The sequence below is a fragment of the Mesorhizobium sophorae genome (assembly GCF_002270415.1).
GTDB lineage: Bacteria > Pseudomonadota > Alphaproteobacteria > Rhizobiales > Rhizobiaceae > Mesorhizobium > Mesorhizobium sophorae.
The window spans coordinates 258,691-272,611 of record NZ_NNRI01000008.1; the positions used below are offsets into that span (position 1 = coordinate 258,691).

The window sequence follows — 13,921 nt, forward strand, 5'->3', positions numbered from 1 at the left end:
AGAGGGCTGAAAGAGTGGATGGTGCCCCGACGGCACCGGCGGCAGCCGGACATCGCCATTTTTGGCGTCGAGAGCGTCTGGAGGCTTCGTGTTCGAGCTTCGAGCACCTTCATGCTAAGGCCGGATGAACACCTTGCCGTTGGGCTTGGCCAGTTCCGCCGGCACCCGCGCCATTGCCTCGGCGAGCGGCACCACCGCCGTCACATCGGTCGACCAGCGCCCATCGGAGAACCGTTTCTGCGCTTCCAGGATCGCCGGGCCGCGGCGGTCGCGAAACTGGCGCATCCACTCGCTCAGCCAGAAACCCTCTATGTGCTTGTGCTGGAAGATCAGTTGGCCGGGTTCACGGATGATCGTGGCTTCGGGATCGAGCCGCCCATAGATGATCCAACGCGAGCGCTTCGGCATGACGTCGAAAATGGCAGAGGCAAGCGGCCCGGTGACCGCGTCGAGGAAGATGCGCGGCTGTTCGGCCTTCATCACCTCGTGTAGCACCTTCTTGAAATCCGGCGCCTTTTCGTTGAGGACGTACGCCGCGCCAAGCTCCTTCAGAGGCGCGATCTGATCGTCGCGGCGCACCGTGACGATGGGTCGAAAACCCGCTTCCCTGGCCAGGCCGATGATCAGCTTGCAGAGCTGGCTGGCGCCGGCGGTCATGACAAAGGCCTTTTCGCCCTCCTCTTTGACGATGTCGAACATGGCGAGCGCGGTGAGCGGGTTGACGATCATCGCCGCGCCATCCTCGTCGCGGACGGTGTCGAGCAGCGGGATGCAGACCACCGCTTCCGCCACCGCATATTCGGCCCATGAGCCCCAGTTGGTGACGCCTGTGGCGAAAGCGACGCGCTTGCCGACGAGGCTCTTGGGATAGGGCTCATCGCCACTGGCGACGACGGTGCCGACGCCCTCGAAGCCGGCCGGTTGGCCCTTGGCGCGCGGCTGGCCATACTGACCCTTGATGAAGGCGACATCGGACGGATTGATCGAGGCGAGACTGACCTTGATCAGCACCTGCGTCGGCCCCGGCATCGGAACCGCGATGCTGCCCGGTTCGAGATAAGGCTCCATAGCCTCCAGCACGCTGCCGGAAGGTGTCCTTGTGTAGCCGTCGCCGACAAGCAGCAGCGCCTTCATTTCGGAGGGGACGGTCATCGGAACACTCCTTGCTTGGACCTGCCGGCGGCGCCGGGTGACGAATGCCGGCGCTCAGACCTTTTCCTGCGTGTATTTCTTCAGTTCGGTCCGCGCCACTTGGCGGCGATGCACGGCATCAGGCCCATCGGCAAGGCGCAATGTCCGCAGATGCGTCCATGAGCGCGCCAGCGGCGTGTCCTGGCTGATGCCTTGCGCGCCGAACATCTGCACCGCCTCGTCGGTGACTTTGAGCGCGACGCGCGGCGCGATCACCTTGATCTGGCTGATCCAGGGTGCTGCGGCGCGCGCATCGCCCTGGTCGATCATCCATGCCGCCTTCAGGCAGAGCAGCCGCGCCATCTCGATCTCCATGCGGCATTCGGCGATGATGTCGAAATTGGCGCCGAGTTTTGCCAAGGGCTGGCCGAAGGCCTCGCGGTGCACGGAACGCTGGCAAAGCATCTCCAGCGCCATTTCGGCCTGGCCGATGGCGCGCATGCAGTGATGGATTCGGCCGGGGCCGAGCCGCCCCTGCGCGATCTCGAACCCCCTGCCCTCGCCAAGGATCAGGTTCGATGCGGGCACCCGCACATTGTCGAAGCGAAGATGCATGTGGCCGTGCGGCGCATCATCGTCGCCATAGACCTGCATGGCCCGGACCTTGGTCACGCCCTTTGCGTCGGAAGGCACCAGGATCATCGAATGCCGCCTGTGTTTCGGCTCTTCGTCGGCACCGGTCCTAACCATGACGATGTAGATGGAGCAGCGCGGATCGCCGGCGCCGGAAGCCCACCATTTCTCGCCGTTGAGCACATAGTCGCCGCCCTGGCGCTCACAGCGCATCGCAATGTTGGTGGCGTCGGACGAGGCGACATCCGGCTCGGTCATCAGGTAGGCCGAGCGGATCTTGCCGTCTAGCAGCGGCTCGAGCCACGCCTTCTTGTGGTCGGCCGATCCATACCGTTCCAGCACCTCCATGTTGCCGGTGTCGGGCGCCGAGCAGTTGAAGGTCTCGGCGCCGAGATGCGCCTTGCCCATCTCCTCGGCAAGATAGGCGTATTCGACGGTGGACAGGCCGTAGCCGCGCTCCGAGCCGGTCAGCCAGAAGTTCCACAGGCCGCGCTCCCGTGCGGTCTTCTTCAGCCCTTCGAGGATTTCACTCTGGCGCGCGCTATGGACCCAGCGGTCGCCTTGCTTGCCCACTTCGCCGAGGAATTCCTTGTCGAGCGGCATGATCTCGTCGCGCACCATGGCCGCGACGCGCGCGTGGATCGGCTTCAGCCGCTCGGTCATGCCGAGATTCATCTCCGTCATCGCTAACCCTTCATGCAGGCCAGGCATTTTACCCGTGGCAAGGATGACCGTACTTCGGATAGCCTTGTCAACGCGAACTGTTTTGCCTGCACACCGAGGCCCGCATACCAAGGTAGGGCGCGGAGGATTGTGATGAGCTATCTGGACGAGCTGTTTTCGGTGGCCGGCAAGACCGCGCTGGTGACGGGAGCGGCGACCGGCATCGGCCGCATGGCGGCAACCGCGCTGGTGAATGCAGGCGCGAGCGTCATGATCGCCTCGCGCAAGGGCGAGGATTGCATCAAGGTCGCCGGTGAACTGAACGGGCTTGGCGCACCTGGCCGGGCCGAAGGCTTCGCCGGCGATGTGTCCAGCGAAGCCGGCATTGCCGCACTCGTCGCCGAGGTCAAGGCGCGGACCGACCACCTGAACATCCTGGTCAACAATGCCGGTGTATCCTGGGGCGCGCCGCTGGAGAGCTTTCCCTATTCCGCCTGGGCGAAAGTGCTCGGCGTCAATGTCACCGCGGTCTTCCATCTGACGCGCGAATTGCTGCCGCTGCTCGATGCCGCCGCCAGCGATGCCGATCCGGCGCGGGTGATCAATCTTGGATCGGTGATGGGCACACAGCCGCTCGCCGACGACGCCTATTCCTACACCGCGTCGAAGGCCGCGGTTCATCATCTGACGCGCACCCTCGCGCTCGAGTTCGCCGCTCGCCGCATCACCGTCAACGCCTTCGCCCCCGGCCCCTTCCAGAGCCGCATGACGGCTTTTGCCACCGGCACGGAAGAGCAAGCCAGGCATGTCGGCAACCATGTTCCGATCGGACGTATCGGCGCACCGGATGACATTGCCGGCGCAACACTCTATTTGTGCAGCCGTGCAGGCAGCTATGTCACCGGCGCCATCCTGCCGATCGACGGCGGACAGTCAGTGCAGCATGGGCTGACCTTGTTCAAGGAATGACATTTTCCGGCCGGAGCCGGGGGTGAACTGGAGGACATCCGCGTGGAACCGATCAGTCTCGATGTACTTCTGGCCAGTGTCGGCAAGGAAGTTGGCGTGTCGCCGTGGCGGGTGGTCACGCAACGCATGATCGACCAGTTCGCCGACGCCACCGACGATCACCAGTTCATCCACTGCGATCCGGAGCGCGCCATGCGCGAGACGCCGTTCGGCGGCACCATCGCGCATGGCTTCCTGTCGCTGTCGCTGTTGTCGGCGATGACCTTCGAGACCATGCCACCGCTGGAAAACGGCAAGATGGGCGTCAACCACGGCTTCGATTCGCTGCGCTTCCTGGCGCCGGTGAAGACCGGCGCGCGCATCCGCACCCGTTTTGTGCTGGCCGACGTCAAGGTCAGGCCGTCGGGCTGGGTGCAGACCGCGCATGACGTGACGATCGAGATCGAAGGCTCCAAGAAACCGGCGCTGACCGCCCGTTGGCTGACGCTGACCTTGATCGAACGCCAGCCCGAGACGGCATGAGCGATCCGAACGTTCTCGACCAGGCAGCACTGGCGCCCTATCTCGAGGCCACCATCACCGGCTTCACCGGGCTTGCCTCCATCGAAAAATTCAAATCCGGCCAATCGAACCCGACTTACCTTTTGACCGCGCAAAGCGGCCGCTACGTGTTGCGCGCCAAGCCGCCCGGGCAACTGCTGAAATCGGCGCATCAGGTCGACCGCGAATTCACCGTGATGAGCGCGCTTGCCGGCACCGCCGTGCCGGTGCCCAGGATGCTGCATCTGTCGGCGGAGGACTCGCCGATCGGCCGTATGTTCTACGTGATGGATTTCCTCGACGGCCGCATCCTCTGGGATCCGGCGCTGCCTGAGGCCCGCGACAACGACGAACGCGCCGCCATCTACGATGCCATGAACGCAACGCTCGCAGCGCTGCACGATGTCGATGTCGGGGCCGCGGGTCTCAACGATTTCGGCCGGCCGGGTAATTATTTCGAGCGCCAGTTGGCCCGCTGGACCGCCCAGTATCGCGCCTCGGAAACCGGTACCATCGCCGATATGGACCGGCTGATTGCCTGGCTGGAGACGCATAGGCCCGCCGATGACGGCCGCGTTTCGCTGGTGCATGGCGACTACCGGCTGGACAATCTGATTTTTGCCGCCGACCGGCCGACGGTTCTGGCGGTGCTCGACTGGGAATTGTCGACGCTCGGGCACCCCTTTGCCGACATCGCCTATCAGTGCATGCAATGGCGCCTGCCGCACGCCTCGGGCTTTCGCGGCCTGGGCGGCATCGACCGTCGCGCGCTCGGCCTGCCCTCCGAAGAGGACTATGTCGTCGCCTACTGCCGGCGACGCGGGCTGGACGGCATCGGTGACTGGACCTTCTTCCTGGCCTTCTCCTTCTTCCGTCTGGCGGCGATCTGCCAGGGCGTCTTCAAGCGGGCATTGGACGGCAACGCCTCCAATCCCGACAAGGCCAGAACCTATGGCGAGGCGGTAAAACTGCTTTCGCATCTCGCCGCAAAGCTGACCGACCAGGAGGCGTGATGGGCCGTTTTGCGGGAGCAACCGTGCTGATCATCGGTGCGACCGGCGGGCTTGGCCAGGGTGCGGCGAAAGGCTTTGCCGCTGAAGGCGCGCGGCTGGTGCTGTCGGATATCGACGAAAGGGCGCTGGCCGACCTTGCGGCCACGCTGCAGGCCGAAACGGCGACCCTTGCCGGCGACATCGCCGACGAAAAACTGTCCGAGGACCTGGTCAGGCTGGCGGTCGAAAAGTTCGGACGGCTGGATGTCGCCATCAACAATGCCGGCATCGTGCAGAGCTTCGTGCGCTTGCCGCAGGTCCCCTCGGATGAGGCCCGCCGCGTGCTAGAGGTCGATCTGCTCGGCGTCTTCTATGCCATGAAGCATCAGATCCCGCAGATGGAGCGGCAGTTCAAGGCGACCGGCAAGGGCGGCGCCATCGTCAACATCGCTTCGGCCGCCGGCCTGTCCGGCGCGCCGAAACTCTCGGTCTATGCCGCCGCCAAGCACGGCGTCATCGGCTTGACCCGCTCGGCCGCGGTCGAATACGCCACCAAGGGCCTGCGCATCAACGCCATCTGCCCCGCCCACACGAGGACGGCGATGGTCGACAGCTTCGTGCGCGTCTCCGGCGCGCCGGAAGCGGAGGCGTTGGCGGAGCTGACGCGTGGCGTGCCGATGAAGCGGGTGGCGGAAGTCGACGAAATCACCACCGCCATCCTGTTTGCCGCCGATCCGGCAAACTCCTTCATGACCGGCCATGCGCTGGCCGTCGACGGCGGCATCGGTGCGATCTGAAGCATGCCGTTTGGGAACCTGTCGCGCCCTTGTCCGTTTTCGTACAGCGTATATAATTTAGCCAGGTACCAACCAACCAAAGGCACGAGATCTTGCCGCCGAGCGTCCAGACACGCCGCGAGAAACAAAGGGCCGAACTGCGCTCCGAACTGGTCGAGGCCGCGCACAAGCTCGTCCAGGAAGAAGGTTATGAAGGCCTGACCATCCGCAAACTGGCCAAGCGGGTCGGCTACGCGCCGATGTCGGTCTATTCCTATTTCGCCGACAAGCAGGACATCCTGTTCGCCCTGGCCGAGGATGCGTTCGAGATGCTTGCCCGCCGCATCGAAGAGCATTCGTCCGACGATCCGATCGAGGCATTGCAGGCGGTCATGACCGAGTATGCCGCCTTCGGGCTCGGCAATCCCAACGAATATCGCACCGTGTTCATGACCGAGAAGACCAAGCTGCCGGAAGGCAGGAGCTATGAGGGCATGGAAGAGAGCAACCCGGCGATGAACGCGCTGATCAGCAGGGTCGAGGCCTGTGTCGCCGCCGGCAAGCTGCAGGGCGACCCGCGCGCCATCGCCACCATGCTGTGGGCGGTCGGCCACGGCACGATCTCGCTGCTGATCACCTTTCCGTTCTATCCGTTCGGCGACCCGCAGGCTTTCGTGAAGCGGATGTGCGATTTCACGCTAGCCACGCTGAGCACGCAGACCGTGCCGCCGCTGACCGAAACGCCGGTCAAGTGCTGAGCGGGCGTCCTTCACAGGCTCTGACAACCACGACCAACGTCCGGTTGGAGTGCGCGGCTGCGCCAGAACGCCGCGATTTTCGGCGTTCAATAAAAGTTCAATAAAATTCATTCGTACATGTACGTTTCTGACTTGAACGTCGGCATCGCCAGACGTATGTGTACGCTGTATCGTACACGTACGGAAAGAATTCAACGGTCGAAACGGAGACTGACGATGAAAACGACACTCCTCACCCTGGCCGCCGTGCTGGCACTTTCCGGCTCGGCCTTCGCCGGCAGCACCACCCACCCGGTCAAGCAGGCGCCTGCTGCGACCTGCGTCGACACCAGGACCCACGTGAAGCTCGATTGCGCTCCCACCGGCTCGGTCGAGAAGAAGGGTTCCACGGAGAACACCGCTGACGGCAAGGGCCCGCGGCTCGGCATCAGCATCAATCCGTGGATCGTGCCCAGCACATTCTGAGACAAAATCAAACGCCGAGGCCGGCGCAAATTGAAAGCCGGCCTGGCGAGCAGTTTGGTCTAAACGACGCCGCCTCGGTTGGCGGCACCGGACTGCCCCAGTAGAACGCTGACGCGTAGCCCGGCCTGGCCCATCAACTCAGGCCCTTGTCACCGTCGGCATGCAGGCGCAGCCCTTTCTGGACGATCTTCTCCTTGGCGGCATCCGTCGGCACGTTCGGCGCATTGGTGATGCCGGACCATGCCGGCGCCGGGTTGTGCGCCCAGTGCACGGCGTTGCGCAACACCTGTTGCACGCCCTCATTGTGATAGATCGGATAGGTTTCGTGGCCGGGCGAGAAATAGAAGATCCTGCCGGCACCGCGCTGGTAGGTCAGCCCGGACCGGAACACCTCGCCGCCCTCGTACCAGGACACGAACACCGTCTCGAGCGGCTCCGGCACCGCGAATGGCTCGCCATACATCTCCGTCTCGCCAATCTCCAGGCACTCGCCGATGCCCTGCGCGATCGGGTGGCTGCGGTTGATCGCCCAGACGCGCTCGCGCTCGCCCGCCTCGCGCCATTTCAGCGAACAGGGCGTGCCCATCAGCCGCTTGAATATCTTCGAGTAGTGGCCGGAATGGAGCACGATCAGCCCCATGCCTTCCCACACCCGCTTCTGCACCCGCTCGACGATCTCGTCCTTGACCTCGCCATGCGACCTGTGGCCCCACCACAGTAGGACATCGGTGGTGGCCAGGCGCTGTTCGCTCAAGCCGTGCTCGGGTTCCTGCAAGGTGGCGGTGGTCGCCTCGATACCCTTGTCCTGGTTGAGCGCCGCAGCAATCGTGCCATGCATGCCCTTTGGATAGAGGTCGCGCACGGCGGCATTGGTCTGCTCGTGGACGTTCTCGCCCCAAACGATGGCCTTTGTCGGCATTTTTCTCTCCCAAAGCGCTTTAAATAGCATGTCCGATGGGATTGAGAAGGCCCGATCCGGCCTGGTCCGATGGAAACTACCTCGTGCGCTTCTTGCGGCCGGCCACAGTCTTGGCCTTGCCCGGCTTCGCGGGACCGCCGGGGATGGCCGTTCCCGTTATCGACACCGGATCGCTGGCCGGAAAGGTGTCCTCGAGGCCTTCCTCGAGTTCTTCTTCGGCGCTTGAGCCTTCGTTCTTCTCATGTTCGAGCGAACGAACGGCAGGGCTCTTCTTGACCGGCGACTTCGGCGCGGAATTCGACGGCATCGGCATTCTCCCTCGGCGTGCGGATGCAGAACGAGCGTGCCCTGCAAAACGTTCCGAGTTCAGACCGCGGCGTCCCGCGATCCCTCGGACAGGAAAGTAAAGACATAGTCCGAGAAGGAACGCCAGCACTCGACCCGGAAGCCATCGGCCGCCGTGCGCAACAGCACGATCTCGGCCTTGCCCAGAATCGTGCGCGAAGCCGCTCCGACCGGGAAGGCATCGAGCGACAGATCCTGCGGGCAGCCAGAATTGATCGCCGCGGCCGCGCCGGCGCCCGTCACTCCGATCGCGATGTTGCGATGCGAGATACCGACGGCCGAATGGAGGGCGGAAACCGCCGCGCAGTCGGCGAGCGGATCGTTGCCGGCCTCATCGATGACCAGCCATTCGTCGGGACCAAGCCACAGAGCGGTGCGGCCGGCCTTCGTGGCCGAGGTCTTCGACTTTTTCGGCAAGGTCACGCCAAGCGCCTTGGAAAGGGCGGCAGTCGAAGCCTCCGGCGCGCGCAGCGAGATGCGCTCGGCCGGCGGCAGCACCTCGACCTTGGCGCCAGTCGCGGCGGTGCTGCGTCCAGCTAGCGCCGGACGGCGCTCGACCGAAGGCGATGCAACCGAAGTCGTCTTCTTTGCTGCGGCTTTAGCCATTGAGGCGCCCTCCCGTCTCGTCGAAGAACACCATGCCGGAAACCTCCACTTCGATCACCCCGTTCGGCATCGGCACGTAGAGAGTGTCACCCATGCGGTCGCGGCCGCCGGCGACCAGCGCAAGGGCAATCGAGCGGCCGCAATTTTCCGACCAATAGCTCGAGGTGACGTGGCCGATCATCTTCATCGGGATCGCCTGCTTTGGATCCTCGACGATCTGAGCGCCCTCTTCCAGCACCACCTTGGGGTCCTTGGTCTTCAGGCCGACCAGTTGCTTGCGGCCCTTGGCGACCAGATCCGGCCGCGCCATGCCGCGGATACCGACGAAATCGGCCTTCTTCTTGCCGACGGCCCAGTCGAGAGCGGCATCGTTCGGCGTCACCGTGCCGTCGGTATCCTGGCCGACGATGATGTAGCCTTTTTCGGCGCGCAGCACGTGCATCGCCTCGGTGCCGTAGGCCGCCGCACCATGCTTCTGGCCCTCGGCCCACAGCGCTTCCCAGACGGCCTGGCCATAGTCCGCCGGCACGTTGACCTCGAAGCCACGCTCGCCGGTGAACGACATGCGGAACAGCCGGGTCGGTACGCCGCAGATCTTGCCTTCGCGCACCGACATGTGCGGCAGCGCCTCGTCGGACATGTCGATGCCTTCGACCAGCGGCGCGATGATGTCACGCGACTTCGGTCCCTGTACGGCGATGACCGCCCATTGCTCGGTGATCGAGGTCAGCCAGACATTGAGTTGCGGGAACTCGGTCTGGAGATAATCCTCCATGTGGTTCATGACGCGCGGCGCGCCGCCGGTCGTCGTCGTCACATGGAAGCGGTCTGGCGCCAGCCTGCCGACGACGCCGTCATCATAGATGAAGCCGTCCTCGCGCAGCATGATGCCATAGCGGCAGCGGCCTGGCTCCAGCTTCTCCCACGGATTGGTGTACAGCAGTTCCATGAACTTGGCCGCATCCGGCCCGACCACTTCGATCTTGCCGAGCGTCGAGGCATCGAACAGGCCGGCCGTCTTTCGCACCGCGACGCATTCGCGGTCGACCGCGGCGTGCATGTCTTCACCCCCCTTGGGGAAATACCAGGCGCGCTTCCACTGTCCGACATCCTCGAACACGGCGCCTTGCGCCTCGCCCCACGGATGGATCGCCGTCTTGCGCGTCGGGTCGAACAGCGGCCCGCGCGCGTGGCTGACGATCGCGCCGAAGGTGACAGGCGTATAGGGCGCCCGGAACGTGGTCAGGCCGACTTCCGGGATTGGCTTGCCAAGTACCTCGGCGGCAATCGCCAGGCCGTGCATGTTGGAGGTCTTGCCCTGGTCGGTCGCCATGCCGTTGGTGGTGAAGCGCTTGACGTGCTCGATCGAGCGCATGCCCTCATGCACCGCCTGGCGGATATCCTTGGCGGTGACGTCGTTCTGGAAATCGACAAAGGCCTTGACCGTGGTGTCCGGCCCGGCGCCGGGGGCAGCCCCCAGCATGCCACGCGACCAGCTCTCCGAGGCGTCGACCTTCGGCTTGTTGCTCTTGGCGGTTTTAGCAGCGGCATCTTTCGCTGCCTTCTCGCCGGCCGCATAAGCCTCGTCGATCGTCGCCGACAGCCCGTCGGTGCCGTTGCAGGCGCCGACCGAGACGCAATCCTGCGCATAGGTGCCCGGCACGAAGCGCTTGGTCTCGTCGTTGAAAGCGACCTTGCCGCGCGACTGCGAGAACAGATGCACCGACGGCGTCCAGCCGGCTGACATCAGGATCGCATCGACCGGGATGGTGCGTTCGCCGCCGCCATTCTTCGGCTGCACGGTCATCGACGACACCCGCAATTTGCCGCCGGCGCGGATCACCGCGCGGCCGAAATTGACCTCGATGCCGAGCGCCCTCGCCTCGTCGATCACCGGTCCGGTTGGATGGTCGCGCAGGTCGACGATCGCCGCCACGTTGACGCCGGCCTTCTTAAGGTCGATCGCCGCCGCATAGGCGGAATCATTGGCGGTGTAGACGCCGACATTCTTGCCGACAGCGACGCCATAGTGGTTGAGATAGGTGCGCGCCGAACCGGCCAGCATGATGCCCGGCCGATCATTGTCGGCGAACACCATGTGCCGTTCGATGGCGCCGGAGGCCAGCACCACGCGCTTGGCCCTGACCTGCCACAGCCGCTCGCGCGGCAGGTCGTGGCCGGGGGCGGAGAGATGATCGCTGACGCGCTCGACTAGGCCGACGAAATTCTGCGCGTAGTAGCCGAAGGCCGTCGTGCGCGGGAGCACGCGGACATTGTCCATGCCTTGAAGCCTGGCAATCGCCGCCTGCGCCCAGGCAAAACCGTACTGGCCATCGATCCCGGCACCGGTCTCGAAACGCAGGCTGCCGCCGAACTCTGCCTGCTCGTCGGCGAGGATGACGCGCACGCCGGTCTCGGCCGCGGCGAGTGCTGCCGCGATGCCGGCGGCACCGCCGCCCAGCACCAGCACGTCGCAATGCGCATAGCGCGACGAATAATGGTCGGGATCAGGTTTATCCGGGGAAATGCCAAGGCCGGCCGCGGCGCGGATCTTCGGCTCGTAAAGGCTCTTCCAGGCCGCTTTCGGCCACATGAAGGTCTTGTAGTAGAAACCGGCAGAAAACAGCGGCGACGCGATGTCGTTGACCGCGCCGACGTCGAAGGACAGCGACGGCCAGCGGTTCTGCGACTGTGCTTCAAGCCCGTCATAGAGCTCCTGCACGGTGGCCCGCACGTTCGGCGTCTTGCGCGCCGCGTCACGCTTGATCTCGACCAGCGCGTTGGGCTCTTCCGCGCCCGCCGACAGGATGCCGCGCGGGCGGTGATATTTGAATGAGCGGCCGACGAGATGAACGCCATTGGCAAGCAGCGCCGAGGCCAGCGTATCGCCCTCGATACCGGTGTAGGACTGGCCATCGAAGTTGAACCGCGCGGTCTTCGCCTGCTTGAGGCGACCGGCACCGGGAATGCGGAACGCGCCGCTCATTTGGCAACCACTTCGTTAGAGATTATGGGCAGCTTCGACGGCTTCGGTTCGCCGGCCCTGTAGGTCATGATGAACTTGTCGGTGACGGTGTCGCGCACCGCATTGAAGAAGCGCGCGCAGCCATGCATGTGCCGCCAGCGCTCATAGATGATGCCCTTGGGATTCGAGCGGATGAAGAAGAACTTTTCGAAATCGTCGTCGCTCTCGCCAGCCATGTTGGCCGAGCGCGCGATATGCGCCTCGCCGGCGTTGCGGAACTCGAGTTCCGGGCGCTCTTCCTCGCAATAGGGGCAGCGGATGAGAAGCATTTGGTTCGTTCCTACAATTCGCCGTTGCCGACATGAGCGCCGGCGGGTTGGTCGCAAAGCCTCTGGCCCATGGCGGCAAAAGGCGCGACGAGCCGGATGCGCTCCTCCACGCTTGCGGCCGGACGAAACAGGTCGCGGTACGCCATGTTGCCGATGGTGAGTTGCATCGGATCGGTCGTGACGATGACGCGGCGCGGCTCGAATGTGTCGTCCTCATCCTGGTCGGAAGGCATGTTCTCCAGGAACATGACCACCTTCTGGCCGCCGCTCCACACACAGGCCAGGATGCCGTCATCGACGGAAAACGGCCAGTTGGCCTCGTTCCCGGCGCGGCTGATCGGCTGCGTGCGCACTTCGTCCGCCGAGGGAAAATGGAACATGCCCTGTTCCCCCGCCAGCATCAGCGGCATGGCGACAGCCATCTGCGCCATCATCAGTGCGCCACCGCCGCCGCCGCCGCCTCGTCGATGAGTCGGCCGGTGCGGAAGCGCTCGATGGTGAAGGGCGCGTTGATCGGATGCGGATCATCCTTGGCGATGGTGTGGGCAAAGACATGGCCGGAGCCCGGCGTCGCCTTGAAGCCGCCCGTGCCCCAGCCGCAATTGACATAGAGGCCGGGCACCGGCGTCTTGGCCAGGATCGGCGAGCGGTCGGGTGTGACGTCGACGATGCCGCCCCATGAGCGCAGCATCTTCATGCGCGTGAAGATCGGGAACATCTCGCAGATGGCGTCGAGCGTGTGCTGCAATATGTGCAGGCCGCCGGTCTGCGAATAGGAGACGTACTGGTCGGTGCCGGCGCCGATGACCAGCTCGCCCTTGTCGGACTGCGAGATATAGGCATGCACCGTGTTCGACATCACCACGCAAGGCACCACCGGCTTGACCGGCTCCGACACCAGCGCCTGCAGCGGATAGCTTTCCAACGGCATGCGCACGCCGGCCATGTTCATGATGACGGACGAGTGGCCGGCGGCAACGACGCCGACCTTCTTGGCGCCGATGAAGCCGCGCGTCGTGTCGACGCCCATGACCGCGCCGTTAGCCGCCCGCTTGACGCCGGTGACCTCGCAATTCTGGATGATGTGGACGCCGCGCGCCGAGGCGCCGCGGGCATAGCCCCAGGCCACGGCATCGTGGCGCGCCGTGCCGCCGCGGCGCTGCAAGGCCGCACCGACGACGGGATAGCGCGCATCCTTGGAGGTGTTTAGCGGCGGGCAGAATTCCTTCGCCTGCTCCGGCGTCAGCCATTCATTGTCGATGCCGTTCAGCCGGTTGGCGTGGACATGACGCTTCAGCACCTGGATGTCGTGCACGTTGTGGGCCAGCATCATGACGCCACGCGCCGAATACATGACGTTGTAGTTGAGCTCCTGGCTGAGCCCGTCCCACAGCTTCAGCGCATGGTCGTAGATGCCGGCGCTCTCGTCATAGAGATAGTTCGAGCGGATGATGGTGGTGTTGCGGCCGGTGTTGCCGCCGCCGAGCCAGCCTTTTTCCAGCACCGCGACATTGGTGATGCCGTGCACCGTGGCGAGGTAATAGGCGGTGGCCAGGCCATGACCGCCGGCGCCGACGATGATGACGTCATACTCCTTCTTCGGCTCAGGCGAGGACCACTGCTCCTCCCAGCCCTTGTGGCCGCGCATGGCCTCGCGGGCGATGGCGAATACCGAATATTTCTTCAACGTTCCAGCCTCGCAAATGGCGGCAGGGCATTCTATCGACCCCGGCGCGCGAGGTGTATCACTAGCGAAACGCAGCTTCCACCCTTGCGCTGTTTGCGACGGCGCTTGCCGTTTTGCGCCGCGCCGAAAATGACGCATGCGAT

Annotated in this window: 15 protein-coding genes; 6 read left to right on the plus strand and 9 right to left on the minus strand. The window is 64.5% G+C overall.

Features of this window, described 5'->3' with window-relative positions:
* Positions 1–114: 114 nt before the first annotated feature.
* Positions 115–1,152 (minus strand): zinc-binding dehydrogenase, encoded by a 1,038-nt coding sequence (locus tag CGZ66_RS13385; protein ID WP_095084618.1) that lies wholly within the window; start codon positions 1,150–1,152, stop codon positions 115–117.
* 54 nt (positions 1,153–1,206) lie between these two features.
* A complete protein-coding gene (locus CGZ66_RS13390) occupies positions 1,207–2,448 on the minus strand; it encodes an acyl-CoA dehydrogenase family protein (RefSeq protein ID WP_095084619.1) in 1,242 nt (413 codons plus the stop codon).
* A gap of 132 nt (positions 2,449–2,580) precedes the next feature.
* Here CGZ66_RS13390 and CGZ66_RS13395 point away from each other — a divergent pair, with 132 nt between their 5' ends.
* From CGZ66_RS13395 to CGZ66_RS13420, 6 genes are all read left to right on the plus strand, one after another.
* Positions 2,581–3,396 (plus strand): SDR family oxidoreductase, encoded by an 816-nt coding sequence (locus CGZ66_RS13395; RefSeq protein ID WP_095084620.1) that lies wholly within the window; start codon positions 2,581–2,583, stop codon positions 3,394–3,396.
* 36 nt (positions 3,397–3,432) lie between these two features.
* Positions 3,433–3,918, plus strand: a complete 486-nt coding sequence (locus CGZ66_RS13400; RefSeq protein ID WP_378922604.1) for a MaoC family dehydratase — start codon at positions 3,433–3,435, stop codon at positions 3,916–3,918.
* Positions 3,915–4,949: a phosphotransferase family protein gene (locus CGZ66_RS13405; RefSeq protein ID WP_095084621.1), complete on the plus strand. Its 1,035-nt coding sequence runs from the start codon at positions 3,915–3,917 to the stop codon at positions 4,947–4,949. Before CGZ66_RS13400 ends, CGZ66_RS13405 begins: the two co-directional genes overlap by 4 nt.
* Complete coding sequence (locus tag CGZ66_RS13410; protein ID WP_095084622.1) at positions 4,949–5,725, plus strand: SDR family NAD(P)-dependent oxidoreductase; 777 nt, start codon at positions 4,949–4,951, stop codon at positions 5,723–5,725. Before CGZ66_RS13405 ends, CGZ66_RS13410 begins: the two co-directional genes overlap by 1 nt.
* A 92-nt stretch (positions 5,726–5,817) precedes the next feature.
* The gene (locus tag CGZ66_RS13415; protein WP_095084623.1) at positions 5,818–6,462 is read left to right on the plus strand and encodes a TetR/AcrR family transcriptional regulator; all 645 of its coding nucleotides are present in this window, start codon (positions 5,818–5,820) and stop codon (positions 6,460–6,462) included.
* Between the two features lie 216 nt (positions 6,463–6,678).
* On the plus strand, positions 6,679–6,927 hold the full coding sequence (locus CGZ66_RS13420) for a DUF680 domain-containing protein (protein ID WP_095084624.1): 249 nt from the start codon (positions 6,679–6,681) through the stop codon (positions 6,925–6,927).
* 133 nt (positions 6,928–7,060) lie between these two features.
* Here the strand turns inward: CGZ66_RS13420 and CGZ66_RS13425 are convergent, their stop codons facing one another.
* From CGZ66_RS13425 to CGZ66_RS13455, 7 genes are all read right to left on the minus strand, one after another.
* Positions 7,061–7,846 (minus strand): ThuA domain-containing protein, encoded by a 786-nt coding sequence (locus CGZ66_RS13425; RefSeq protein WP_095084625.1) that lies wholly within the window; start codon positions 7,844–7,846, stop codon positions 7,061–7,063.
* A gap of 76 nt (positions 7,847–7,922) precedes the next feature.
* The gene (locus CGZ66_RS13430; protein ID WP_095084988.1) at positions 7,923–8,153 is read right to left on the minus strand and encodes a hypothetical protein; all 231 of its coding nucleotides are present in this window, start codon (positions 8,151–8,153) and stop codon (positions 7,923–7,925) included.
* 59 nt (positions 8,154–8,212) lie between these two features.
* Positions 8,213–8,797 carry a sarcosine oxidase subunit gamma gene (locus tag CGZ66_RS13435; protein ID WP_095084626.1) on the minus strand — a complete coding sequence of 195 codons (585 nt, stop codon included), beginning with the start codon at positions 8,795–8,797 and terminating at the stop codon, positions 8,213–8,215.
* Entirely contained in the window at positions 8,790–11,783 is a 2,994-nt protein-coding gene (locus tag CGZ66_RS13440; RefSeq protein WP_095084627.1) for a sarcosine oxidase subunit alpha, read from the minus strand. The genes CGZ66_RS13435 and CGZ66_RS13440 overlap by 8 nt, the downstream gene beginning before the upstream one ends.
* Positions 11,780–12,091, minus strand: coding sequence for a sarcosine oxidase subunit delta (locus CGZ66_RS13445; RefSeq protein WP_095084628.1), 312 nt, complete (start codon positions 12,089–12,091; stop codon positions 11,780–11,782). Before CGZ66_RS13445 ends, CGZ66_RS13440 begins: the two co-directional genes overlap by 4 nt.
* Positions 12,092–12,102: 11 nt before the next feature.
* A complete protein-coding gene (locus CGZ66_RS13450; protein ID WP_095084629.1) occupies positions 12,103–12,525 on the minus strand; it encodes a hypothetical protein in 423 nt (140 codons plus the stop codon).
* Positions 12,525–13,778 carry a sarcosine oxidase subunit beta gene (locus CGZ66_RS13455; protein WP_095084630.1) on the minus strand — a complete coding sequence of 418 codons (1,254 nt, stop codon included), beginning with the start codon at positions 13,776–13,778 and terminating at the stop codon, positions 12,525–12,527. Before CGZ66_RS13455 ends, CGZ66_RS13450 begins: the two co-directional genes overlap by 1 nt.
* Positions 13,779–13,921 lie beyond the last annotated feature (143 nt).

What these genes read in the sequence shown, in the direction of transcription:
- CGZ66_RS13385 (WP_095084618.1), bottom strand. Translation starts at nt 1,152, where the DNA reads ATGACCGTCCCCTCCGAAATGAAGGCGCTGCTGCTTGTCGGCGACGGC.
- CGZ66_RS13390 (WP_095084619.1), bottom strand. Translation starts at nt 2,448, where the DNA reads ATGACGGAGATGAATCTCGGCATGACCGAGCGGCTGAAGCCGATCCAC.
- CGZ66_RS13395 (WP_095084620.1), top strand. Translation starts at nt 2,581, where the DNA reads ATGAGCTATCTGGACGAGCTGTTTTCGGTGGCCGGCAAGACCGCGCTG.
- CGZ66_RS13405 (WP_095084621.1), top strand. Translation starts at nt 3,915, where the DNA reads ATGAGCGATCCGAACGTTCTCGACCAGGCAGCACTGGCGCCCTATCTC.
- CGZ66_RS13410 (WP_095084622.1), top strand. Translation starts at nt 4,949, where the DNA reads ATGGGCCGTTTTGCGGGAGCAACCGTGCTGATCATCGGTGCGACCGGC.
- CGZ66_RS13420 (WP_095084624.1), top strand. Translation starts at nt 6,679, where the DNA reads ATGAAAACGACACTCCTCACCCTGGCCGCCGTGCTGGCACTTTCCGGC.
- CGZ66_RS13425 (WP_095084625.1), bottom strand. Translation starts at nt 7,846, where the DNA reads ATGCCGACAAAGGCCATCGTTTGGGGCGAGAACGTCCACGAGCAGACC.
- CGZ66_RS13430 (WP_095084988.1), bottom strand. Translation starts at nt 8,153, where the DNA reads ATGCCGTCGAATTCCGCGCCGAAGTCGCCGGTCAAGAAGAGCCCTGCC.
- CGZ66_RS13435 (WP_095084626.1), bottom strand. Translation starts at nt 8,797, where the DNA reads ATGGCTAAAGCCGCAGCAAAGAAGACGACTTCGGTTGCATCGCCTTCG.
- CGZ66_RS13440 (WP_095084627.1), bottom strand. Translation starts at nt 11,783, where the DNA reads ATGAGCGGCGCGTTCCGCATTCCCGGTGCCGGTCGCCTCAAGCAGGCG.
- CGZ66_RS13445 (WP_095084628.1), bottom strand. Translation starts at nt 12,091, where the DNA reads ATGCTTCTCATCCGCTGCCCCTATTGCGAGGAAGAGCGCCCGGAACTC.
- CGZ66_RS13450 (WP_095084629.1), bottom strand. Translation starts at nt 12,525, where the DNA reads ATGATGGCGCAGATGGCTGTCGCCATGCCGCTGATGCTGGCGGGGGAA.